Source organism: Haemophilus parahaemolyticus (assembly GCF_002015035.1).
Lineage (GTDB): Bacteria > Pseudomonadota > Gammaproteobacteria > Enterobacterales > Pasteurellaceae > Haemophilus_A > Haemophilus_A parahaemolyticus.
The window spans coordinates 1-21,676 of record NZ_MUXY01000017.1 but is presented as its reverse complement, the minus strand read 5'-3'; the positions used below and the strand labels follow the sequence as shown (position 1 = coordinate 21,676).

General features: G+C 40.7%; 19 protein-coding genes and 3 pseudogenes. 10 read left to right on the top strand and 12 right to left on the bottom strand.

All coding sequences use genetic code 11. The features are described from left to right. Position 1 precedes the first annotated feature (1 nt). On the bottom strand, positions 2–454 hold the full coding sequence (locus tag B0185_RS08695) for an Rrf2 family transcriptional regulator (RefSeq protein WP_005706523.1): 453 nt from the start codon (positions 452–454) through the stop codon (positions 2–4). A gap of 337 nt (positions 455–791) precedes the next feature. On the opposite strand from B0185_RS08695, the gene B0185_RS08690 reads away from it, so the two are divergent. From B0185_RS08690 to trpD, 5 genes are all read left to right on the top strand, one after another. Beyond that, positions 792–2,180 carry an outer membrane protein transport protein gene (locus B0185_RS08690; protein WP_005706527.1) on the top strand — a complete coding sequence of 463 codons (1,389 nt, stop codon included), beginning with the start codon at positions 792–794 and terminating at the stop codon, positions 2,178–2,180. A 75-nt stretch (positions 2,181–2,255) separates the two neighbouring features. Then, a complete protein-coding gene (locus B0185_RS08685) occupies positions 2,256–2,810 on the top strand; it encodes a methylated-DNA--[protein]-cysteine S-methyltransferase (protein ID WP_005706546.1) in 555 nt (184 codons plus the stop codon). A gap of 100 nt (positions 2,811–2,910) precedes the next feature. Further along, a complete protein-coding gene (locus B0185_RS08680) occupies positions 2,911–4,467 on the top strand; it encodes an anthranilate synthase component 1 (protein WP_005706530.1) in 1,557 nt (518 codons plus the stop codon). Between the two features lie 18 nt (positions 4,468–4,485). Then, the gene (locus B0185_RS08675; RefSeq protein ID WP_005706532.1) at positions 4,486–5,064 is read left to right on the top strand and encodes an aminodeoxychorismate/anthranilate synthase component II; all 579 of its coding nucleotides are present in this window, start codon (positions 4,486–4,488) and stop codon (positions 5,062–5,064) included. 92 nt (positions 5,065–5,156) lie between these two features. Continuing rightward, positions 5,157–6,158 carry an anthranilate phosphoribosyltransferase gene (trpD, locus tag B0185_RS08670; RefSeq protein WP_005706581.1) on the top strand — a complete coding sequence of 334 codons (1,002 nt, stop codon included), beginning with the start codon at positions 5,157–5,159 and terminating at the stop codon, positions 6,156–6,158. 56 nt (positions 6,159–6,214) lie between these two features. Here trpD and pyrG read toward each other — a convergent pair whose 3' ends face one another. The 5 genes from pyrG to nrfA all read right to left on the bottom strand — a co-directional run bounded on the left by pyrG (position 6,215) and on the right by nrfA (position 11,874). After that, entirely contained in the window at positions 6,215–7,852 is a 1,638-nt protein-coding gene (pyrG, locus tag B0185_RS08665; RefSeq protein ID WP_005706576.1) for a glutamine hydrolyzing CTP synthase, read from the bottom strand. A gap of 192 nt (positions 7,853–8,044) precedes the next feature. Continuing rightward, positions 8,045–9,010: a cytochrome c nitrite reductase subunit NrfD gene (gene nrfD / locus B0185_RS08660; protein WP_005706562.1), complete on the bottom strand. Its 966-nt coding sequence runs from the start codon at positions 9,008–9,010 to the stop codon at positions 8,045–8,047. Continuing rightward, positions 9,010–9,687, bottom strand: coding sequence for a cytochrome c nitrite reductase Fe-S protein (gene nrfC / locus B0185_RS08655; RefSeq protein ID WP_005706551.1), 678 nt, complete (start codon positions 9,685–9,687; stop codon positions 9,010–9,012). Before nrfC ends, nrfD begins: the two co-directional genes overlap by 1 nt. Further along, positions 9,687–10,340 carry a cytochrome c nitrite reductase pentaheme subunit gene (gene nrfB / locus B0185_RS08650; RefSeq protein ID WP_005706549.1) on the bottom strand — a complete coding sequence of 218 codons (654 nt, stop codon included), beginning with the start codon at positions 10,338–10,340 and terminating at the stop codon, positions 9,687–9,689. The genes nrfC and nrfB overlap by 1 nt, the downstream gene beginning before the upstream one ends. Positions 10,341–10,359: 19 nt before the next feature. Then, positions 10,360–11,874: an ammonia-forming nitrite reductase cytochrome c552 subunit gene (nrfA, locus tag B0185_RS08645; protein WP_005706539.1), complete on the bottom strand. Its 1,515-nt coding sequence runs from the start codon at positions 11,872–11,874 to the stop codon at positions 10,360–10,362. Between the two features lie 366 nt (positions 11,875–12,240). On the opposite strand from nrfA, the pseudogene ilvG reads away from it, so the two are divergent. The 5 genes and pseudogenes from ilvG (at position 12,241) to leuD (ending at position 17,476) form a co-directional block, all read left to right on the top strand. Continuing rightward, a pseudogene (gene ilvG, locus B0185_RS08640) lies at positions 12,241–13,889 on the top strand (acetolactate synthase 2 catalytic subunit). A 1-nt stretch (position 13,890) separates the two neighbouring features. Beyond that, positions 13,891–14,112: an acetolactate synthase 2 small subunit gene (gene ilvM / locus B0185_RS08635; RefSeq protein WP_005706556.1), complete on the top strand. Its 222-nt coding sequence runs from the start codon at positions 13,891–13,893 to the stop codon at positions 14,110–14,112. A 57-nt stretch (positions 14,113–14,169) separates the two neighbouring features. Next, a complete protein-coding gene (lpxK, locus tag B0185_RS08630) occupies positions 14,170–15,147 on the top strand; it encodes a tetraacyldisaccharide 4'-kinase (protein ID WP_005706514.1) in 978 nt (325 codons plus the stop codon). Positions 15,148–15,450: 303 nt separating this feature from the next. Beyond that, positions 15,451–16,860: a 3-isopropylmalate dehydratase large subunit gene (gene leuC / locus B0185_RS08625; RefSeq protein WP_005706545.1), complete on the top strand. Its 1,410-nt coding sequence runs from the start codon at positions 15,451–15,453 to the stop codon at positions 16,858–16,860. A 13-nt stretch (positions 16,861–16,873) separates the two neighbouring features. Next, the gene (gene leuD / locus B0185_RS08620; protein ID WP_005706526.1) at positions 16,874–17,476 is read left to right on the top strand and encodes a 3-isopropylmalate dehydratase small subunit; all 603 of its coding nucleotides are present in this window, start codon (positions 16,874–16,876) and stop codon (positions 17,474–17,476) included. Positions 17,477–17,700: 224 nt separating this feature from the next. Here the strand turns inward: leuD and B0185_RS08615 are convergent, their stop codons facing one another. The 6 genes and pseudogenes from B0185_RS08615 to B0185_RS08585 form a co-directional block, all read right to left on the bottom strand. Next, positions 17,701–18,045, bottom strand: coding sequence for a hypothetical protein (locus B0185_RS08615; protein ID WP_005706559.1), 345 nt, complete (start codon positions 18,043–18,045; stop codon positions 17,701–17,703). A gap of 19 nt (positions 18,046–18,064) precedes the next feature. Next, a complete protein-coding gene (locus B0185_RS08610) occupies positions 18,065–19,051 on the bottom strand; it encodes a hypothetical protein (protein WP_005706544.1) in 987 nt (328 codons plus the stop codon). 228 nt (positions 19,052–19,279) lie between these two features. Next, positions 19,280–19,726 (bottom strand): annotated as a pseudogene (locus B0185_RS08600) (5' nucleotidase, NT5C type); the annotation flags it as partial. A gap of 399 nt (positions 19,727–20,125) precedes the next feature. Next, positions 20,126–20,915: pseudogene (locus tag B0185_RS08595) on the bottom strand (SIR2 family NAD-dependent protein deacylase). 35 nt (positions 20,916–20,950) lie between these two features. Next, complete coding sequence (locus B0185_RS08590) at positions 20,951–21,367, bottom strand: hypothetical protein (protein ID WP_040217139.1); 417 nt, start codon at positions 21,365–21,367, stop codon at positions 20,951–20,953. Then, complete coding sequence (locus B0185_RS08585; RefSeq protein WP_005706574.1) at positions 21,367–21,561, bottom strand: DNA translocase FtsK; 195 nt, start codon at positions 21,559–21,561, stop codon at positions 21,367–21,369. Before B0185_RS08585 ends, B0185_RS08590 begins: the two co-directional genes overlap by 1 nt. Positions 21,562–21,676: the final 115 nt, after the last annotated feature.

Here is a 21,676-nt window from a genome sequence, read left to right as displayed (position 1 = left end):
TTTAGTGCTGATGCGGATGCTCGTGGCAATGAGACTTACCACAATCGTGATCCGCATTTTCTTGAACTAAATCGTCAAGCGACACGGTGTTTAAGAACTGTCCGATTTGATCTTCTAAACGTTCCCAAAGCGTATGAGTTAAGCAGCGAGAATCGTTACGGCAATTACCACTTCCCTTACATTTAGTCACGTCCACATTTTCGTTCACTGCCGCAATAATCATCCCAACAGTAATCTCCTTCGGCTCTTTTTCGAGCTTATAACCGCCACCTGGTCCACGTACGCTATACACAATACCTTCACGACGAAGCTGTGCAAAAAGCTGTTCTAAATAAGAAAGTGAGATAGCTTGACGATCTGCAATATCCGCAAGACTGACAGGCTCTTTTTTACCGTGAATGGCAATATCTAAAATTGCCGTCACCGCATAACGCCCTCTTGACGTTAATCTCATAAATTCGCCCTCATTTAATTAAAAATCCAATCAAAGATTGGAAGTGTCTGAATTTTGATGGAGTTGACTATTTTAGTCAAGTATATTGAACTGATTTAAACTTATCATTTTAAAAGGTTTCACCAAATGATAAGGAATTTCCCTACTATTATAGAGGTTTTGAAGGCAAATTTAAACTTAAAACGAAATAGAAAAGTAGGCAAAAGTTCCCTTGCAACTGGTCGGAACACTTGCTTTATTTCCTTTTTGGAGTTGCAATCAACCATTTCACTTCGTAGAATTTCCCCGTTTTTTACTTATTCATCATTATTTCTTACTTATTATTAAAGGATAGTTCATGTCTCGATTTTCTAAAACATTGCTTGCATCAGCATTAACATTAGTAGCAGGTGGAGCAAATGCGGCGGCATTCCAATTAGCAGAAGTTTCAACATCAGGCTTAGGTACAGCTTATGCTGGGGCTGCTGCTGTGGCAGATAACGCATCTGTTGTTGCAACTAACCCTGCGTTAATGACTGAATTCAAAAGTGCAGAATTTTCTGTCGGAGGTATTTTAGTCGATGCAAATGTTGATGTTGAAGGTACAATGGGTACAACCACAAAAGTAAATGCTTCACACAAAAACGTCATTCCAACAGCAGTTGTACCTAATATGTATTTCGTTGCCCCAATCACAGATCGCTTTGCATTAGGTGGCGGGTTAAATGTTAACTACGGTTTAAAATCAGAATATGGTGAAGACTATGCGGCAGGCGTATATGGCGGTAAAACTGAATTAACGGCATTAAACTTCAACTTAAGCGGTGCTTATGATTTAGGCTACGGCTTCAGTGCTGGTGTGGGCTTAAATGCAATCTATTCAGATGCTGAAATTCAACGCCATTTAGGTGTGGGCGGTAAAGCAATTGCTCAACAATTAGCCACCCGAGCAGCACAAGCAGCAGCGGCTGGTCAAACTGCTCAAGCGACGCAATTAGCCGCAGTTGCACGCCAATTAGCAACAATGCCAAATCACACCTCAGTATCTAAAATCAAAGGTGACGAGTGGAGCTTAGGTTGGAACGCAGGTTTAGCTTATAAACTCAATGAAAACCACCGTTGGGGTTTAGCGTATCACTCAGCTGTTGATGTTAAATTCAAAGGTGAATACTCAAACGCATTCCCAACGGCTTATAATGCACTTATTCAGCAATTAGCTGCAAGAGGAGTAACTTTACCAATTAGCGAAGCGACTGGTGGCTCAAACGTTCCTGGTCGTTTGACTCTTAACCTACCTGCTTATTGGGAATTCTCGGGTTTCCACAAATTAACCGACAAATTCGCAGTTCAATATAGCTATAAATATACTGAATGGGAACGCTTAAAAAGCTTAACCGCATACGGTTCAAGCGGTAACACTTTATTCCATAAAACAGAAGAATTTAGCAATTCTTCACGCTATGCACTTGGTGTTTCTTATGATATTAACGAAAAATTAACCGTAAGAAGTGGTATTGCTTACGATAAAAATGCAAGCAAAACTCACCCATCAATCTCTATCCCAGATACAGACCGTATGTGGTATAGCGTGGGGGCAACTTACCGCTTCACTCCAAATTTAGCAGCTGACTTCGGCTATGCTCACCTACGTGGTAAAAAACACGGTTTCAGAGAAGGTCAATCAGGTCAATTTGAAGTTACTTCAAAAGCGAACCTCTACGGCTTAAACTTAAACTACAAATTCTAACCCTAACTTAGCATAGAATTATGAAGCCAGGGCGTGTAGATTATTTACACGCCTTTTATTTTATCTCACTTTTTTATGACAATTTTCTATCAATACTATCTCTCTCCCGTTGGCAATTTATTACTTCTTGCTAAAGAACATGGACTGATTGCAATTGAGTTTGACGAAGAACAGCCTACTACTAAGCTTGAAAATTTCATTCCCGTAAGCAATACAAGCGGTACCGTTTATGAAATCTTTTGCAAAACACGCGAAATTTTAGACCGCTATTTTCAAGGCGAAAAGCTCGATTTTCAACATTTAGATTTTCTTACCCCGCAAGGTACGGCATTCCAGCAATCAGTTTGGAAAATCCTCCGCCAAATTCCCTACGGCAAAATTACTAGCTACGGTGAAATTGCTAACCAGTTAGGTAAACCAAATGCCATGCGTGCTGTCGGTGGGGCAGTTGGACGTAATCCCATTTCGATCCTTATACCTTGTCACCGAGTACTAGGTAAAAATCAAAGTCTCACAGGCTTCGGCGGTGGCTTACCTAATAAACGCTATTTACTTCAACTAGAAGGCATTGGCTATAAAGATCAAGGCGTTGAATATGTAAACCCGAAAAACAAACATTGGGAACGTTAAAACAATAGTACAAAGAAATTTATACTATTTTTACTTGCACGCTTGACAAACCGCCTTTGTACTAGTTTAATAGTACAAAAATAAACACAGGAAGATAAAAATGAACGTGCAAATTCAACAAACCACGTTGCCTTATTTTGCTGATACCACGGCGATGTATCACGCTCTTTGTGGCAACCAACCTCATACCTTATTATTAGACTCCGCTGAAATCCAAAGCAAAAATAGCCTCAAAAGCTTACTCTTCGCCCAATCTGCATTGCATATTTTTTGCGATGCACAGCAAGTCACTTTTGAGCCTTTAACTAAAAACGGCAAAGCAGTCATTCCACATATTCAAGTTGCTTTAGCGAATTTAAATCCTGCACCTTCTTGCGAATTTTGTGCAGAATCACACCGCTTGGTTGCAGAGTTCCCTACTATTCCTACTCAATTAGATGAAGATAGCAAACTCAAAACTAGCACGGTGTTTGATGGCTTGCGTGTTGTAAACCAACTGTTTAAAGCAACAAGCTCACCCGTTTATTTAGGCGGATTGTTTAGCTACGATTTAGTTGCGAATTTTATCCCAATGGATAACATTACATTGCAAGATGATGGCTTAAGTTGTCCAGACTACAGCTTCTATTTAGCCGAGCAATTGGTCTTTATCGATCACCAAGCTCAAACCGCAACGCTTAATACTTTCTGTTTCAATCCAGCGGAGCAAGCAATATTAAGCCAACAAGCGGTCGAATTTGCAGAAAAACTTGCCAATGCACCAACTAATTTCAGCTTACCAATTCAAACCGCAAATGCAGAAGCAGTCGCGAATTTAGAAGATGAGCCATTCAAAGAGATTATTCGCAAACTGAAACATCATATTCACGTGGGCGATGTATTCCAGATTGTACCTTCTCGCCGTTTCAGCTTACCTTGTCCGAATACATTGGCAAGTTATCGCCAGCTTAAAATGAACAATCCAAGCCCGTATATGTTCTTTATGCAAGGAGAAAATTTCACGCTCTTTGGTGCTTCGCCTGAAAGTGCATTGAAATATTCTGAACACGATCGTCAGCTAGAAATTTACCCTATTGCAGGCTCTCGCCCGCGTGGTTTTGATGAGTACGGTAACATTGATTTAGAGCTTGATTCTCGCCTTGAATTAGAATTGCGTTTAGATAAAAAAGAGCTTGCCGAACATTTAATGTTAGTCGATTTAGCTCGAAATGATGTAGCTCGCGTAAGCCAATCGGGCACGCGAAAAGTAGTGGAATTGATGCAAATTGACCGCTATTCGCAAATTATGCATCTTGTTTCTCGCGTGGTGGGTAAACTTCGCACCGATTTAGACGCATTACACGCTTACCAAGCTTGTATGAATATGGGCACGCTCACAGGTGCACCGAAAATTAAGACAATGCAGTTGATTTACCAATTCGAACAGCAAAAACGCCATAGCTACGGCGGTGCGGTCGGTTATTTAACCTCCGAAGGCAATTTAGATACCTGTATCGTCATTCGCTCTGCTTTTGTGCAAAATGGAGTAGCTTATGTGCAAGCAGGATGTGGCGAAGTGTTGGATTCAGATCCGCAATTAGAAGCGGACGAAACCCGACACAAAGCCCGTGCGGTATTAAAAGCAATTGGACAGGTGAATCAAGGGCAACAGCATTAAGGATTGGAGGAAAGCACTATGGCACATATTCTTTTTGTCGATAATTTCGACTCATTTACCTACAATTTAGTGGATCAATTTCGCGAGCTAGGACACCAAGTAACGATCTTCCGCAACGATTATCCCTTGGAAGATTTTATTCAAAAAGCTTTAACCACCAAAAACGCATTAGTCGCCCTCTCACCTGGACCTGGCAACCCTGCTGAGGCGGGTAACTTGCTGCCGATTATTCAGCAACTTAAAGGCAAAGTACCGATGATTGGCATTTGCTTAGGGCATCAAGCGATTATCGAAGCCTTAGGCGGAAAAGTGGTACATACAGGCACGGTATTACACGGTAAAGTGTCAAAAATTGAGCACGATAACCAAGCTATGTTCGCAGGTATCAGCAACCCAATGCCTGTGGCTCGTTACCATTCTTTAATGGGCGATGATCTACCTGAAGAACTGGAAGTCAATGCTCGTTACGGCACGATCGTGATGGCAATTCGTCATAAAACTTTGCCGATTTGTGGCTTCCAGTTTCACCCAGAGTCAATTTTGACCGTAGAAGGGACAAAATTATTGAAGCAATCGGTGGAATGGTTGTTGAGATAGTAAGACGGACTTTAGTCCGCCAAATAAAAATAACAGATAGAATGGCGTACTGAAGTCCGCCCTACTTTGTATAAAAAGATAAGGAACACACTATGCAAACCGAACAACTTTTGGAAAAATTATTTAATCATCAACCGCTTGATAAAGCTGAATCCACCTTCTTCTTCACTCAAGTTATGCAAGGCAAGGTATCAAATGAGCAACTCGCTGGGGCGTTAATTGCCTTAAAAATGCGAGGCGAAACGATTGACGAAATTTCAGGTGCAGTGACCGCGGCACTCGAAAATGCAGCCCCTTTCCCAACACCAGATTACGCTTTTGCAGACATTGTAGGCACAGGCGGCGATGGGCATAACACCATCAATATTTCAACAGCAAGTGCTATCGTTGCCGCTACAATGGGCTACAAAGTGGCAAAACACGGCAGCCGTAGTGTTTCCAGTAAAACTGGGGCAAGTGATGTACTCTCTCAACTTGGTATCAATATTCAAGTGCCCGCAGAAACCGCACGCAAAACCTTAGACGAAATAGGCATCTGCTTTTTATTCGCTCCGCTTTATCACTCAGGTTTCAAATATGCCATCCCCGTCCGTCAAGCATTAAAAACCCGTACGCTGTTTAACATTTTAGGGCCTCTCGTCAATCCTGCTCACGCTAAACGCCAACTTTTAGGTGTTTACTCGCCAGAAATTTTAAAAATCTATGCGGAAACGGTAAAAGCGTTAAACCACGAGCATACTATTGTCGTCTATGGAGCGGGTTTAGATGAAGTAGCCGTTCACGGCGAAACGCAAGTAGCGGAAATTGAAAATGGTGATATCCGTTATTATTCTGTAATACCTGAAGATTTTGGCGTCTCACGTTATCCTATCGAAGCCTTAAAAGGCGGAGAACCCGCTGAAAATGCCGAAAAAATCCGAGCTTTATTACAAGGCAAAGGCGAAGCAGCACATATTGATGCGGTCGCAGTGAATGTAGCAATGCTAATGCGAACCTTTGGCGAGACTGACTTAAAAGCCAATGCAGCAAAAGTAAAAGCGGTGCTAGCCAGTGGAAAGGCGTTTGAGACGTTAAATAAGTTGGCGAGTTATTAGACAGATAAAAGACAAATGTAAAAGGAGCTCATTTCGAGCTCCTTATTTATGCTGTATTACCCTTTATGTGAGTCTTGGTACTCCTTCGCCGCTTTTACAAAACCTGCAAAAAGCGGGTGACCATCACGCGGTGTTGAGGTAAATTCTGGGTGGAATTGAGCTGCTACAAACCAAGGGTGATTTGGCACTTCAATGATTTCTACTAATTTACGGTCTTCTGATAAACCCGTTACTTTCAAGCCAGCAGCTTCAATTTGCGGAAGTAATGTATTGTTTACTTCGTAACGGTGACGGTGGCGTTCTTCGATGGTTTCTGCACCATATAATGCACGGGCTTTTGACCCCTCAATTAAATGGCATTTTTGTGCTCCCAAACGCATTGTGCCACCTAAATCTGAGTCATCAGAACGAGTTTCAACATTGCCGTCTTTATCTTGCCATTCAGTGATTAAGCCAATTACAGGTTGTGGACAATCTTTATCGAATTCACTTGAGTTCGCTTCTTTTAAGCCAGCGACGTTACGAGCATATTCAATTAAGGCAATTTGCATCCCTAAGCAGATACCTAAATATGGGACTTTGTTTTCGCGAGCATATTGTGCGGTACGAATTTTGCCTTCCACGCCACGATAGCCGAAGCCACCAGGAACAAGGATCGCATCCACTCCTTCAAGCACGCTTGTGCCTTTAGTTTCAACATCTTGCGAATCGATGTATTTAATGTTCACGGTTAAACGGTTAGTTAAGCCCGCATGTTTCAATGCTTCATTTACAGATTTATACGCATCTGGCAATTCGACATATTTACCCACCATACCAATGGTGACTTCTCCCGTTGGATTTGCTTGGCGGTAAAGCACTTGTTCCCATTCAGATAAATCTGCTTCTGGGCAATCTAAGCGGAAACGGTCGCACACAAAGCTATCTAAACCTTGTGATTTTAATAATTCTGGAATGCGGTAGATTGAATCTACATCTTTTAATGAAATTACCGCACGCTCTGACACGTTACAGAATAAGGCAATTTTTTTGCGTTCATTTGAAGGAATCGCACGGTCTGAACGGCAGATCAACACATCTGGCTGAATACCAATTGAAAGCAATTCTTTCACAGAATGCTGAGTTGGTTTGGTTTTCACTTCGCCTGCAGTTGGAATATACGGCACTAAAGTTAAGTGCATAAATAAGGTTTTTTCACGACCTACATCTACCGCTAATTGGCGTAATGCTTCCAAGAATGGTAGTGATTCGATGTCGCCTACTGTACCGCCCACTTCAACAATCACCACATCACGACCTTTACCACCTTCGATTACACGTTCTTTGATCTCGTTTGTGATGTGTGGAATTACTTGGATAGTTGCACCTAAGTAGTCGCCACGACGCTCTTTGCGTAACACTTCAGAATAAATTTTACCGCTGGTGAAGTTGTTCGCTTTGCTCATTTTTGAGCGGATAAAACGCTCGTAGTGACCTAAGTCTAAGTCGGTTTCAGCACCGTCCGCTGTTACGAAAACTTCCCCGTGTTGGGTTGGGCTCATTGTGCCTGGGTCTACGTTGATATAAGGATCAAGCTTCATAATGGTGACATTTAAACCACGAGCTTCAAGAATAGAGGCTAAAGACGCTGCAGCAATGCCTTTCCCTAAAGAAGAAACAACACCGCCCGTCACAAAAATATAATTCGTTGCCATTTTATTTGCCTTTGTGATGAAAAATTGGGTTGGAAATGAATTGAAAAGTTGGCATTTTTACGAAATCCCAACTATCAGGACGGGATAACAGTTTACAGCAAAAAGCCAATGTTTGCTATTAGAAAATAGCAAAGCGGTCTATTTTGCAAAAGATTTTTCAAAATAGACCGCTTGGAAAACAAGGAGTGTAAGCTAACTCGCTACCGTCAACTGCCCTGCATAGAGGATAAAGAAACGTAAGCAGAACACACCGATTAAGTCGAAGATAGAGACCAAAATGATGAATTTCGGGCTGTGTTTCACTTCGTGGCTGCCGAATAAGTTTGCCACGAGTGGAATTAAGATACCGATAAAGAATACCCCAATCCAGAACACCATTCCCCAGAAACCTGTCATTGCGTTGTGTAAGGCAAGTTGTTTATCTGCCCCACCAAAATGCAAGCCTACGAAGAATGCCACTAACAAACCTAATTCAGTAACCATAATCGGTACTTCGAATTTGTGGATAAAGTGAATTTCTCGGCTTTCGCCTGAAAGTTTACCCGCAATTAAAATCATCAAGAAAGTTGCTGCGATACCTGATGAAGTACCCGATGCTAAGAACAACGCTGGGAGCACGGGGTTATTCAACATTGGGTAGCTGATTAACGCCGAAAGCAAGAAGCCCGTATAAGCACCGAGCACTGCAGCTAAGGTAAATAGCACAAATTCAATCGGTTTTAATAACTTACGTTCTGCGAAATCAATCCAAGGCAAGACAAATTTAAACACAGGGAAGTAACGATTTACAAGTACTGCGATCCAGTCTTTAAACATAATCGCAATCCAGACTACCAATACAGCCATATAGGCTTGGAACATCATTACGCCCATTGACATCACAGAAGTACCGTTGTAGTTAAACATCAGCTTCCAGAATGTCCACGGTTTAGTTAAGTGGAACACCAACAAGGTCAAACCAAGAATTGTTGGGATGGTGCCTAAAATTGCCGCACTACGAATAATCCAGTTCTCACTTGGCTTTTCTACTTTTACGCTATTACGGAATGCAATAGCAAGCTGCACCGCACCAGAGGAAATCCCTAATAAGAAGAGATAAACCGCAATGGTGCTATCCCACACTAAATTGGGGGTATGAAAAGGAATATAGTCGTTCATTATCTATGCTCCCCTTTGCCAAATGGAATGTGATATAAGTTCGGTTGCGTACCTAATGACACTTTGGTGCGATAAACTGGGTTTTCACGCACTTTTTTCGCCACGGCACTGTTTGGATCGTTCATATCGCCAAAGGTTAATGCTTTAGTTGGACAAGCTTCTACACAAGCAGGCTGTTTACCTTCCGCTAAATTAGTATCACGACAGAAGTTACATTTATCCGCTGATTTTTTCTCTGGATGGATAAAACGCACACGATACGGGCAAACAGCGATACAGTATTGACAACCTACGCACAAATCAGAATGCACATCTACAATCCCTGTTTTAGGATCAACAAACGAAGCTCCTGTTGGACACACAGCAACACAAGGTGCGTTTGAGCAGTGTTGGCAAGATTGACGGAAGAATTCATATTCCACATTTGGGAATTCGCCATAAGGTTCACTACGGATAATTTCTAAACGTGAAACCCCTTCTGGCACTTTGTTTGTGGTTCGACAAGCGTCCATACATGCGGTACAGCCGATACAAGATGTTTCATCGTGTACCATCGCATAGCGAATTTTTTTCGGTTCATTCTCAGTTGCAAGAGTAACCGAAGTAGCAAGCCCTGTGCTTGCTACCACAGCGATAGCACCTGCCCCTGAGACGAAATCTCTACGGGTACAAGTCATTATTGGTTTTCCTTAGCTTCCTGAGCTTTAACTTCTTCTTTATGAGCCTGAATTTTAGTGTGGCAATCTGTACAAAGTTTGATACGTTGCTTTTCAGGAATTGCCTTCATCGGATCTTTTTCAGGGTGAAGTTCGTGGCAGTTTGCACACGCAATTTTGTTTGCGTGAGTATCGTGAGCCCAGAATTTTTCACGTAATTTATCCGCTGTATGGCACGCCACGCACACTTGATTTTGTTCGTGAACAGTACGTTCAAGTTCAGGTTTGCTTGGTTTTTGATCCATTTTGCTGAAACGCATTACATCACGCACACCTTTACGGTGGTTTTCAGACATATTGCCATGGCAGCTTACACAAGTTACTTGCTCACCGCTATTTGGACTTTTCGTTCCATGTTGGAAGTGTTTACCCGCGTGGCTAAATGGTTTACCTGTCGCATTTGCAGTTTCGTGACATTGCGTACAATATTGGTTTGGATCGCGACGAGCTTCATCTGCGACTTGAACATCTGATTTACCTTGCCACATTTGTTGTGGTAGTGGTGGCATTTCAGCATGAGCGGTTGAAATTGCAGAGAACATTGCAAAACAACTTGCTAAAGCGACCGCTTGGAGGGCGATTGCTCGCCCTGCTTTTGAGATTAAGTTTTTCATATCATCACCTCAAGCTTGATTATTTCGCTTCTGCTTTTGGTGTTGTGACTTCTTTTGGAGCTTCTACCGCTGGTAATAAGCCTTTTTCGCGAGCTGTAGCTTCCCATTGTGGCACCACTGTGCGTAAGAATTCATCTTTGGCAGCTTGGTCTTTAGGAATATCTAAGCCAATTGCTTTTTGTGCTTTTTCACGCGTTGAAATATCTGGGATAGCCACTGGAGTAGTTACACCGTGTTTCGCTAATACCACGCCTAATTGAGCACGTGCATCTGCTGCACGGTCGATACCTGTTGCAATCACGTGTAACATCATATCTGGTGCGTGCATATGACCACCGTGGCTTGCTGAGGTGTAATCCCAACGCCATTGTGCGTGGCGAATTGCTTTTAAGATCTCTTTCATCTCTTCAGGTGTTGCACCCGCTTCCCAAGCGGCTTTCGCTTCGAAGTGTGCTTTTACAAGCTGATCTTCAAGTTTGATCATCGCATCTTTCACTTGTTTTTTATGCTCTGCAACACGTTTTTGAAGTGTCTCTTTGCTTTGCTCGTGACAAGTTTTACAAGTGTTTTCGAATTGATCAAATGGATTGCCGATTTTGTGGTCGGTGTACACTTTGCCATCTTTGTCTTTCACTTTCGGCATATGGCAGTCGATACAAGTTACGCCATTTTTACCGTGTACACCTTGTGACCAAATTTCAAAGTCTGGGTGCTGTGCTTTTAACATTGGGGCTTTTGATAATGCGTGAGTCCAGTCAGCAAATTCAATATCATCGTAGTATTTTTCAATGCTACTCACATCTACGCCATTTTTCCAAGGGAAGGTTACGTCTTTTTTATCTTTGAAATAGTATTCCACATGGCAGTTTGCACATATAGCAACACGTTTGCCTTGTTTATCTAAGTTTTCAAAAGTCCAACCTACACTTTCCAATGCACGTAATACGTGTGGACGAGCAACACGTAATGCAGGTTTACCTTCTTTAAAATCTTCTGATTTTGTATCGTGACAGTCGGCACAACCGATTGAGTTCACGATTTCAGAACCATATTTTGCCCATTTAGGATCAAAGTAACCACGTTCACCTTTCTCTTCAATTAAACGAGGCACATCGGGGCCTTTACAAGTCCAGCATGCCATTGGCTGCGGGCCATCATTTTCATCTTTCGGTGCCCCTGTACGCAAAATTTCACGCACATCAGTGACGGCATAATAGTGACCACGAGGCTTGTTATATTCTTTTGAGAAAGAATAACCAGCCCAAAGAATGACACTACGAGGATCAGCTTCTAACGCACTACCACGATCAGTCGATTCAGAAGTTGCTTTCCAAGAATTGTATTGAAGTGGATATTTATCTGCAAAAAGATGATTTGCAGATTCAACAGTCACACCCAGCTTTTCGTGTTTGAGTGCTTTTTGAGTTAAAGTCTCAGTTTGAGCACCCGAAGCCTTTTCTTCAGCCTGCGCTGAATGAAAGCAACCGAGCATTGCAATGGTCGCCATTGCTAAAGTTTTGGTTAAACGTTTCACGATAGAGTCCCCCACAAGGATGGTTTATTAAAAATATCTAAATGAGAATTTTTCTTATTAAAAACAATAAGATACTATTATCTTATATGCGTGTGAGCATATAGAATTTATTAAATTTTCGCTATTGTAAAAATCGTTTTCTTTGAACTAAATCAATAAAAAGAGGTATAAATACCACTTTATAGTTAACCTTGATACCTCTTAATAAATAGCATTTCTTTTCACAAAATGGTAAATTTTGATCGCTTATTTTCCTATTTCAATAAAAATCTCATTTTTTCATAAATTTAATTCAAAAACCCTTGGTTTTATGTTATCTATTACCGCTATTACTCATTAAACAAAAGAAAAGGACACAACATTTTAATGAACGGTGCAAATTTAGTGATTGAGTGTTTGAAAGCACATCAAGTAACGCATCTTTTTGGCTACCCAGGCGGGGCAATTATGCCAACTTATGATGCAATTTATGACTCAGGATTAGATCATCTTCTTTGCCGTAACGAACAAGGGGCAGCCATGGCAGCCATTGGTTACGTACGCTCAACAGGCAAAGTGGGGGTATGTATTGCGACTTCAGGACCTGGAGCAACCAATTTAGTAACAGGTTTAGGTGATGCGTTTGCTGATTCTATCCCAGTAGTTGCTATTACAGGACAAGTCGCTAATCCGCTTATCGGGACAGATGCCTTCCAAGAAGCAGATGTATTAGGGCTTTCGCTTGCTTGTACTAAACACAGCTTTATTGTGCAGAACATTGATGAACTGCCTGAAATCATCGCTCAAGCATTTAAAATTGCTCAAAGTGGCAGACCAGGCCCCGTATTAATTGATATTCCAAAAGATGTGCAAGTAGCAGAAACTTCGCTTAAACCGATTGTTTACCCAAAAGATCCTGCTCCTCAGCAAGATCCAACTGCATTAACTGAAGCAAAAGCCATACTCGCTAATGCGAAGAAACCCGTGCTTTATGTCGGCGGTGGAGTTGGAATGGCAACGGCTGTGCAAGCGGTTAGAAATTTCATTGAAGTTGCAAATATTCCGTCTGTTTCAACCCTTAAAGGACTTGGCACGATCCCACCTCATCATCCACTTTATATGGGAATGATCGGAATGCACGGCACAAAAGCGGCAAACTATGCGGTACAAGAGTGCGATCTATTGATCGCTTGCGGTGCACGTTTTGATGACCGCGTAACAGGCAAATTAGACACCTTCGCCCCACATGCAAAAGTGATCCATATTGATATTGATGCAGCTGAAATCAACAAGCTTCGCCAAGCTCACGTGGCACTCAAAGGCGATATGGCAGAAGCGGTCAATATTTTAGCTCATCCGCTTGATATTGATGAATGGCGTGGGCGAGTAAAAGCACTCAAATCTGCCCACGATTTTGCCTACAACGACAACGCTGGTGAAGGCGATATTGATCCTTACGCATTATTGAACACCCTTTCTGAACGCAAATCGGAAAATGCCGTCATTACCACCGATGTAGACAACACCAAATGTGGTCAGCTCAACATATCCGCCACTTTGCACCTGAAAATTACATCACTTCAGCAGGCTTTGGCACGATGGGCTTTGGTTTGCCTGCAGCAGTTGGTGTAGCAAAAGCTCGCCCACAGGATCCTGTGATTTTAATCACTGGTGATGGCTCATTTATGATGAATATTCAAGAGCTTGGCTCGATTAAACGTGGTCAATTACCAATCAAAATGTTGTTGCTTGATAACCAACGTTTGGGCATGGTTCGACAATGGCAATCACTCTTCTTCAAAGCACGCCATAGCGAAACGATTTTAGACGATAACCCTGATTTCGTCATGCTTGCTAATGCTTTTGGTATTCCTGCTGAACGCATTGAAAAAGCCAGCGAAGTTTCTGGTGCATTAGACCGCTTGTTAAACGCTGAAGGCGCATATTTACTGCAAGTATGTATTCCAGAAGAGAGCAACGTTTGGCCGTTAGTGCCACCGGGTGCTTGCAACACCGATATGTTGGAAGGAGAATAAAATGCAGCAATATAATTTAACCATTGAAGCGAATGCTCGCCCTGAAACATTAGAACGTCTGCTTCGTGTAGTACGTCACCGTGGCTTTGAAGTGTTGGATTTAAACGCTCAAAAAAGTGAACAGACATTAACACTTAATCTTAAACTTCAAAGTACCCGAGCAATTTCATTGCTGACTACACAATTAGAAAAGTTGTTTGATGTAACAAAGATTACTAGCTAATCGCATTGTCGGGGCGTGTTCAACACGCCCCTACCACTCTTATTTCATAAACACAAAATGAAACTCTGGCAAAAAACCTCAATTATCACTTGGCTACTCGCCCCATTTTCGCTGCTCTTTTGGTTCATTAGCCAAATCCGCGTTGCCCTTTATCGCAAAAAAATCCTCAAATCCTACCGCTCGCCTGTGCCTGTTTTGGTGATTGGCAATATTTCTGTGGGAGGGAACGGCAAAACTCCGCTTGTGATTTGGTTGGTAGAACAGCTTCAGAAAAGAGGCGTAAAAGTCGGTGTAATTTCTCGTGGTTATGGTGGGGAAAATAAGGTTTATCCGCAGCTAGTTACGCCAGAAAGTGATCCGAAATTGATGGGTGATGAACCTGTGTTAATCTCACAACGCACCCACGCACCAGTGGCAATTTCACCAAACCGCCAGCAAAGTATTGAACTGCTATTAAACCAGTTTGAGCTTGATTTGATTGTCACTGACGACGGTTTGCAACATTACGCTCTTGATAGAGATATGGAATGGGTGGTAGTTGATGGAGAACGCCGATTTGGTAACGGTTTCGTGCTCCCAGCAGGCGGATTGCGTGAATTGCCAAGTCGATTAAAGCAGGTGCAAGCGGTCATTTGTAACGGGAAAAATGCAAATGCAAGTGAACACGCAATGCACCTCGAACCCGATTTTGCGATTAACCTTAAAACGGGTGAAAAACGCAAACTCAGCGAATTTACCCAGCCTGTTTACGCTCTTGCGGGCATTGGCTACCCACCTCGTTTCTTTAATATGCTCAAAGAGCTTGGCATTCCCCTTGCCGATACATTTAGCTTTGCCGATCACCAAGTCTTTACCGCTGGAATGATTGTACCAAAGCTCAGCCAAAATCTCCCGCTTCTGATGACCGAAAAAGATGCCGTAAAATGCAAAGCCTTCGCCCAAGAAAATTGGTGGTATGTGCCTGTTTCTGCAAGATTTTCCGAAAAATCGACCGCTTGTTTAGTGAGGATGGTTATGGATTTAATTAAAAATTGATAGCTTTTCCCTTTTAATCCAAAAACAGACGAAAAACCTTCTAAGTAAATTACCCTATAAAGCAGTGAAATTGCTAGATAACCTTCTGTGTCCGTTTTTAGTTCTAATATTTTATTCTGCTAAAAGCCTAAAATCCCTCGTTTTAGGCTTTTTTACTAGCATAAAAATCGTCTATTCTCATTAAATTAGCATTTTACTTTCATTTATCGAACCGTTATAGTTAAAGCGTTTTCAGACAAGCGGTTAAAAAAGCGAAATTTTTGCAATCGCTCTATTCGATTTTATTTTGAGTTGGAATTTATTATGGCAAAAACACTATACGAAAAACTTTTCGATGCACACGTTGTTTATGAAGCCGAAGGCGAAACGCCGATTCTTTATATCAACCGTCATCTTATTCACGAAGTAACCAGTCCACAGGCATTTGATGGCTTACGCGTAGCAGGGCGTCAAGTTCGCCAAGTAGGCAAAACATTTGGAACGATGGATCACAGTATTTCTACTCAAGTGCGTGATGTAAACAAACTTGAAGGTCAGGCTAAAATCCAAGTTTTAGAACTTGCCAAAAACACGAAAACAACAGGCATTCAATTGTTCGATATGAGCACAAAAGAGCAAGGCATTGTTCACGTAATGGGACCAGAGCAAGGCTTAACTCTTCCAGGAATGACGATTGTGTGTGGCGACTCTCACACTGCAACTCACGGAGCATTCGGAGCATTGGCATTCGGTATCGGTACCTCTGAAGTGGAACACGTGTTAGCCACGCAAACCTTAAAACAAGCCCGTGCGAAAAGTATGAAAATTGAAGTGCGTGGTAAAGTAAACCCAGGCATTACGGCAAAAGACATCGTACTTGCAATTATCGGTAAAACCACGATGGCAGGCGGTACGGGGCACGTGGTTGAGTTCTGCGGTGAAGCGATTCGCGATCTTTCAATGGAAGGTCGAATGACGGTATGTAATATGGCAATCGAATTGGGTGCTAAAGCAGGTTTGATCGCGCCAGATGAAACCACGTTCGCATACTTAAAAAATCGTCCACACGCACCACAAGGCAAAGATTGGGATGATGCAGTTGAATATTGGAAAACCTTAAAATCAGATGACGAAGCACAATTTGACACTGTTGTTGTGTTAGAAGCAAAAGATATTGCTCCACAAGTAACTTGGGGGACAAACCCTGGTCAAGTCATTGGTATCGACCAGGTTGTGCCAAATCCTGAAGAGATGGCAGATCCTGTCACAAAAGCCTCTGCAGAAAAAGCCTTAGCCTATATTGGGCTTGAGCCAAATACCGATCTTAAAGAAATTCCTGTCGATCAAGTGTTTATCGGTTCTTGCACCAACTCTCGTATTGAAGATTTACGTGCAGCTGCAGCAGTGATGAAAGGGCGTAAAAAGGCGGATAATGTAAAACGTGTGCTTGTTGTGCCAGGTTCAGGCTTAGTAAAAGAGCAAGCAGAAAAAGAGGGATTAGACAAAATCTTTATCGAAGCAGGTGCAGAATGGCGTAACCCAGGTTGCTCGATGTGCTTAGGAATGAATGATGACCGCTTAGGTGAGTGGGAACGTTGTGCTTCAACCTCTAACCGTAACTTCGAAGGTCGTCAAGGTCGTAATGGTCGCACGCACTTAGTGAGCCCAGCAATGGCAGCCGCCGCGGCAATGTTCGGTAAATTTGTAGATATTCGCCAAGTGGCATTAAATTAATAAGGATAAAATAATGGCAGGTTTTAAACAACTTTCAGGCTTAGTCGTGCCTCTTGATGCAGCAAATGTGGATACCGATGCAATCATCCCAAAACAATTCTTACAAGCCATTACCCGAGTGGGCTTTGGGAAACATCTTTTCCATGAATGGCGTTATTTAGATGCTGAAGGCACAAAGCCAAATCCAGATTTTGTGTTGAACTATCCGCAATATCAAGGTGCAAAAATCTTACTTGCACGTAAAAATTTAGGTTGCGGCTCATCACGTGAGCACGCACCTTGGGCGTTAGCAGATTACGGTTTTAAAGTAATGATTGCACCAAGTTTTGCAGATATTTTCTATAACAATAGCTTGAATAACCATATGCTACCGATTCGCTTAAGCGAAGAAGAAGTAGAAGAGATTTTCCAATGGGTATGGGCAAATGAAGGCAAACAAATTGATGTGGATTTAGAAGCAATGACCGTGACTACTGGCGATAAAGTTTACCACTTTGAGCTCGATGAATTCCGTCGCCACTGCTTGCTCGAAGGCTTAGACAATATCGGTTTAACTCTTCAGCACGAAGATAAAATCGCAGAATATGAGAAAAATATCCCCGCATTTTTGCGTTAATAAATATGCTAAAAAGCCACCGAAAGGTGGCTTTGTTTTTACCTTAAATACTCCAAAATGCTCTCTTTAATATCCATTTCTAATTGATTTACGGCTAAAGAAAGATCATTCTCAAGTAACACATCATCATAACAAAACAAATGTTGCTCATTACAAAAATCTTTTAAGAAAAATAAAATATTAGCTTGATAAGCTTTTCTATCATTTTCGGTAGATTTATAAGGCTAGACTAATAACAGAATAATTTTTCTATGATTTTCTTTTAATTTCTCTGTAATCACAGGAATAAATTGTGAATGATGAATCATTAAGCCTGATACAATAATCAATTGCTCTGCTGAAGAAAAACTATCAAGAAATTTATGTGTACTTTCTAAGAGCCTAATGGTTGGGAATTGCCCTTCTGTAGGATTATTTTCATATTTTATTAAATGTGTACGACAATAAGAATGCGTTAATTCATTTGAGGTTATTCCTAATAAAACACAATCTGCATTAATACTTTCTAATTTTAAATTAGAAAACAAATCACGTCCTATTTTCCCTATACCAATAATTCGAGTTTTCATTATTTTTCTCCGATAAAATCTACTCATCAATATCTTGCAAATTTTTTCCCATTTCTAACCGTTTGACAATCTCTTTAATTCGCATATCACGACACCACATTCCCGAAATATTACCTGCTTTATATAAATGAGCTTCATAACAGGCTGAGATATATTGAAACGGCTTATTACTTACACAATTAAAGAAATGAGCAACTTGTTCTTGTATATTTAATGGATATTTAAATGGCATTAATAAATATTTTCTGATTATATCCATATTTTGGCTAAAATCAGATTGATTGTGCTGATTCTGCACTAAATAGCAAGCATAATACTCTTGCTCATTTTCTCTTTCAAAATAAACAGCATTGATTTGGTAGACTTTCCACTTATATTTATCAGCAAACAGTGACAATACATTCAATGCTTGTTCATTCTTAGGATAAATTAAGGCAGACTCAATACCATTGTTATAGCGAAAAATAAAATCACTACTTACTTTTGTGCAATTTCGATAACTGATTGGATTCTGCGGAGTACGATAATTTTCTTTATTTGCATAGGTTATTTTATTGACTAATTTTCGATGAATGTGATTGCCTTTTTGTATAATTTCACCTTTAAATTTCCAACGTTTATTGAACTTCTGATGTTTAGGCGCAATCCAGCGATCAATTCGGTAAGCAGCAATTGTCCAACCACGATAAACAGCAACAGCATATTTCGCATTCCCTTTTTTATCGCCAAATTTCCACCATTTTCTTACATAAGAAAAGACTAATTTTTCAAACCGTTCTTGGCTCATTTTAGATTGATTTTTGGTAATATGATGGAATACTTTATCTAAATTAATTAACACAACGGGTAAATCAGTTTCTAATTTACATCCTTCGTAATGCTGATATATTTTACACATTGACTGCACACCAATAGTTGAACGTGATAAATTAACTTTATCAATCCCCATTAAATATAAAATATCTTTTGAGCTTTCAACTAATAGATTCGCTTCGTCTTCAGACAATCCCTGTTCAAAATAAAATAATCTGGAAAAACACCTTGCTTAACTAAATTTTGACATTCAGGATATTCAAATAAAAGCATTGGAAGCAGTTTCTGATTACGCTTTCTTTCATTCAACCAAAAAACAGGCGAATTATTGCCAATGCCTTTATCAATAGAAAGAATTTGATTATTTCTCGGGTCAATCAACACATAAATATAATAACCATTACTCATCACTTTTCTCCATCAAATATGCCACCACCGCAGCCCAATCAGGGAAACGATCCGTACCAAAATGGATATGTTCACCGCTAAATTTATTAGCGCCATTTTTCAAGCGATCATCCACCAAATAATCTCCCGCATTCAAATTTTTGTGATGAGATAAAATCAACCGCTTATAAAGTGGCGAAGAGGCATCTTTACCAAAATAACGCTGAATCCACTCCAATTTATCTCGCCACGCCGAAGGATTATCCCAAGGCGAAGTGGAAAGCACATAGAGATCGTATTTTTTCGCTAATACATCTACCGCTTCCAACGCCCCTTCCATCGGCTTCATCAAGGCAAAAATCCCCTCCACCTCATCATAACGCCCTGCATATTCTTGCAAAGTTTGTTCATCTAATTGAGCAATACCAGACGGAAAATCCACCAATACATTGTCCATATCTAAATAAAGGATCTTTTTCATAAATACCTCGTGTTGTTTTCTTGATGTGAATAGAATAAGGGGGGTAGCGACAAATGGTGTCGTATGGATTCATTGAACAGCCGAGAAATCTTCGGGAGTTGAAACGTTATCCATTTTAACTTGTAAGAAATATTTACAAGTTAATAAATATCATATGGCAACAATCCGGAATTTCCGGATTGTTCCAATAAATACAGGATCCCACACAATCAGCATTTTGCCTGTTTTGAACTTATAAGAAATTCTTAGCAGTTAAAATTTAATCAAATTTTTAAAAAATGAGATACCCACAAGCGGTTAATTTCTCGAGTAAAATTACAAATTTTCTAAATTTTTACCCGCCCACTGGCAAAAACTGATTTCGCAAAATTTTTCCATTTTTCCACCGCTCTTTTATTATTAAAGTAATTCATCAATCTCTTTTAATGCTGCAAGTGCGGTCATTTCTAAGCTTAAAAAATGCATTTTCGGCACACCTGCATCTTGCGGATTGATGCGAATAAAACCGCCTTTTTTCATTTTTGCCGTGCGCTCTGAAAAATATCGCACCGTTGGAATCGCTTTGCCTGCCCCCAGTTCAATCACCACCAGATTTTTGACCTCTTTCAACCAGGCATCGAGTCGCAATTTTTTGAAATCTTGATAATTGCTGGAATACGTCCAATCATCAAACATCAACACGTTTTGACGCGCCAAACCGCCACAATAAGGGCAACGTGGTTTTTTCACTAGTAAGATGCAATTTTTCATTGTCTATTTCAGGATGAAAATCGACCGCTTGCCAGCTTAATCCACGGCAATTTTCAATACATTGCTGACGTTCCAATGTGCCGTGAACTTCATACACATGGCTTTCCTCAAACCCTGCCTTTTGAAAATGCCCATCCACATTGCTGGTAAAGACAAAATAGCCGTGCGGTTTTGCCTCTGCCCAACGTTTTAAAATTCGATACCCTTCGTGCGGCACCACATTGCGATATTGCACCAGCCGATGCCCATAGAACCAGTAGGCAAGATCGGGATTTCGCTGGTAAGCAAGCGGCGTGGCAATATCTTCAAAGTTAATATTATGCTCGCGAAACATTGGGTAAGCATTCCAAAATCCGCCCACGCTACGGAAATCCGGCAAGCCAGAATCTACGCTCATTCCCGCCCCAGCGGTAATTAAAATGCCGTCGGCTTTTTGAATTAATTATACGGCGTAATTAAGATCGTTTTTCATCTTTATTCCTCTTTCACAAATTGTGCCCAACAGTCGCCAAAGATAACTTTATTTTCATATTCTCCTTTGGTTAGATCTTGAATAATGGGTTTAAATAATTCATCATAAATTAATTCTTCTACGGAATTAAAATATTCTTTCTCTTCACATAATCGGCAATAATAACCTTTTTCACAATAAGCAACGGAACTATCAATATCAAACATAAAATCAATAATTTCCCCCTCTTTTTCAAAAGGCATATTAATACACCAATACCTCCTATATTTAGAAAAGCAAAGTGTTAAATGTTTATCCCACAATGGAGAACGCATTTCAATATAATTTTTATGGTAAGTAATAGTTAATTGATATTCTTTTGCTAATTCGGAATGAGCAAAATATTTCAAAACCATTTGGTGTAAAAGTGATCTTGCCATCATTTATCTCCTAATATTTCTCGTTTTAAATATTTATCCGCTTTAGAAACAAAACCTTCTTTTTCAAGTTGTTCTATCATTCTTGTGGCACGCATAAAACTGATTCGTAAATGGCGCTGCAAAGCGGAAATTGATGTTTGTTTGGTTTCTAAAATAAATTTTTTTGCGTCAGGTAAAAGTGGATCTGTTGTCATAGAATATTTTCCAGTTTCCTATTGGTTTTTGAGCGATGTAAGAAGTAAAAGTAGGGGCGAATTACATTCTCCCTGATACTTAGGCGATGTTTTGGGGCAAATGTAATTTGCCCCT

What these genes read in the sequence shown, in the direction of transcription:
- B0185_RS08695 (WP_005706523.1), bottom strand. Translation starts at nt 454, where the DNA reads ATGAGATTAACGTCAAGAGGGCGTTATGCGGTGACGGCAATTTTAGAT.
- B0185_RS08690 (WP_005706527.1), top strand. Translation starts at nt 792, where the DNA reads ATGTCTCGATTTTCTAAAACATTGCTTGCATCAGCATTAACATTAGTA.
- B0185_RS08685 (WP_005706546.1), top strand. Translation starts at nt 2,256, where the DNA reads ATGACAATTTTCTATCAATACTATCTCTCTCCCGTTGGCAATTTATTA.
- B0185_RS08680 (WP_005706530.1), top strand. Translation starts at nt 2,911, where the DNA reads ATGAACGTGCAAATTCAACAAACCACGTTGCCTTATTTTGCTGATACC.
- B0185_RS08675 (WP_005706532.1), top strand. Translation starts at nt 4,486, where the DNA reads ATGGCACATATTCTTTTTGTCGATAATTTCGACTCATTTACCTACAAT.
- trpD (WP_005706581.1), top strand. Translation starts at nt 5,157, where the DNA reads ATGCAAACCGAACAACTTTTGGAAAAATTATTTAATCATCAACCGCTT.
- pyrG (WP_005706576.1), bottom strand. Translation starts at nt 7,852, where the DNA reads ATGGCAACGAATTATATTTTTGTGACGGGCGGTGTTGTTTCTTCTTTA.
- nrfD (WP_005706562.1), bottom strand. Translation starts at nt 9,010, where the DNA reads ATGAACGACTATATTCCTTTTCATACCCCCAATTTAGTGTGGGATAGC.
- nrfC (WP_005706551.1), bottom strand. Translation starts at nt 9,687, where the DNA reads ATGACTTGTACCCGTAGAGATTTCGTCTCAGGGGCAGGTGCTATCGCT.
- nrfB (WP_005706549.1), bottom strand. Translation starts at nt 10,340, where the DNA reads ATGAAAAACTTAATCTCAAAAGCAGGGCGAGCAATCGCCCTCCAAGCG.
- ilvM (WP_005706556.1), top strand. Translation starts at nt 13,891, where the DNA reads ATGCAGCAATATAATTTAACCATTGAAGCGAATGCTCGCCCTGAAACA.
- lpxK (WP_005706514.1), top strand. Translation starts at nt 14,170, where the DNA reads ATGAAACTCTGGCAAAAAACCTCAATTATCACTTGGCTACTCGCCCCA.
- leuC (WP_005706545.1), top strand. Translation starts at nt 15,451, where the DNA reads ATGGCAAAAACACTATACGAAAAACTTTTCGATGCACACGTTGTTTAT.
- leuD (WP_005706526.1), top strand. Translation starts at nt 16,874, where the DNA reads ATGGCAGGTTTTAAACAACTTTCAGGCTTAGTCGTGCCTCTTGATGCA.
- B0185_RS08615 (WP_005706559.1), bottom strand. Translation starts at nt 18,045, where the DNA reads ATGAAAACTCGAATTATTGGTATAGGGAAAATAGGACGTGATTTGTTT.
- B0185_RS08590 (WP_040217139.1), bottom strand. Translation starts at nt 21,367, where the DNA reads ATGGCAAGATCACTTTTACACCAAATGGTTTTGAAATATTTTGCTCAT.
- B0185_RS08585 (WP_005706574.1), bottom strand. Translation starts at nt 21,561, where the DNA reads ATGACAACAGATCCACTTTTACCTGACGCAAAAAAATTTATTTTAGAA.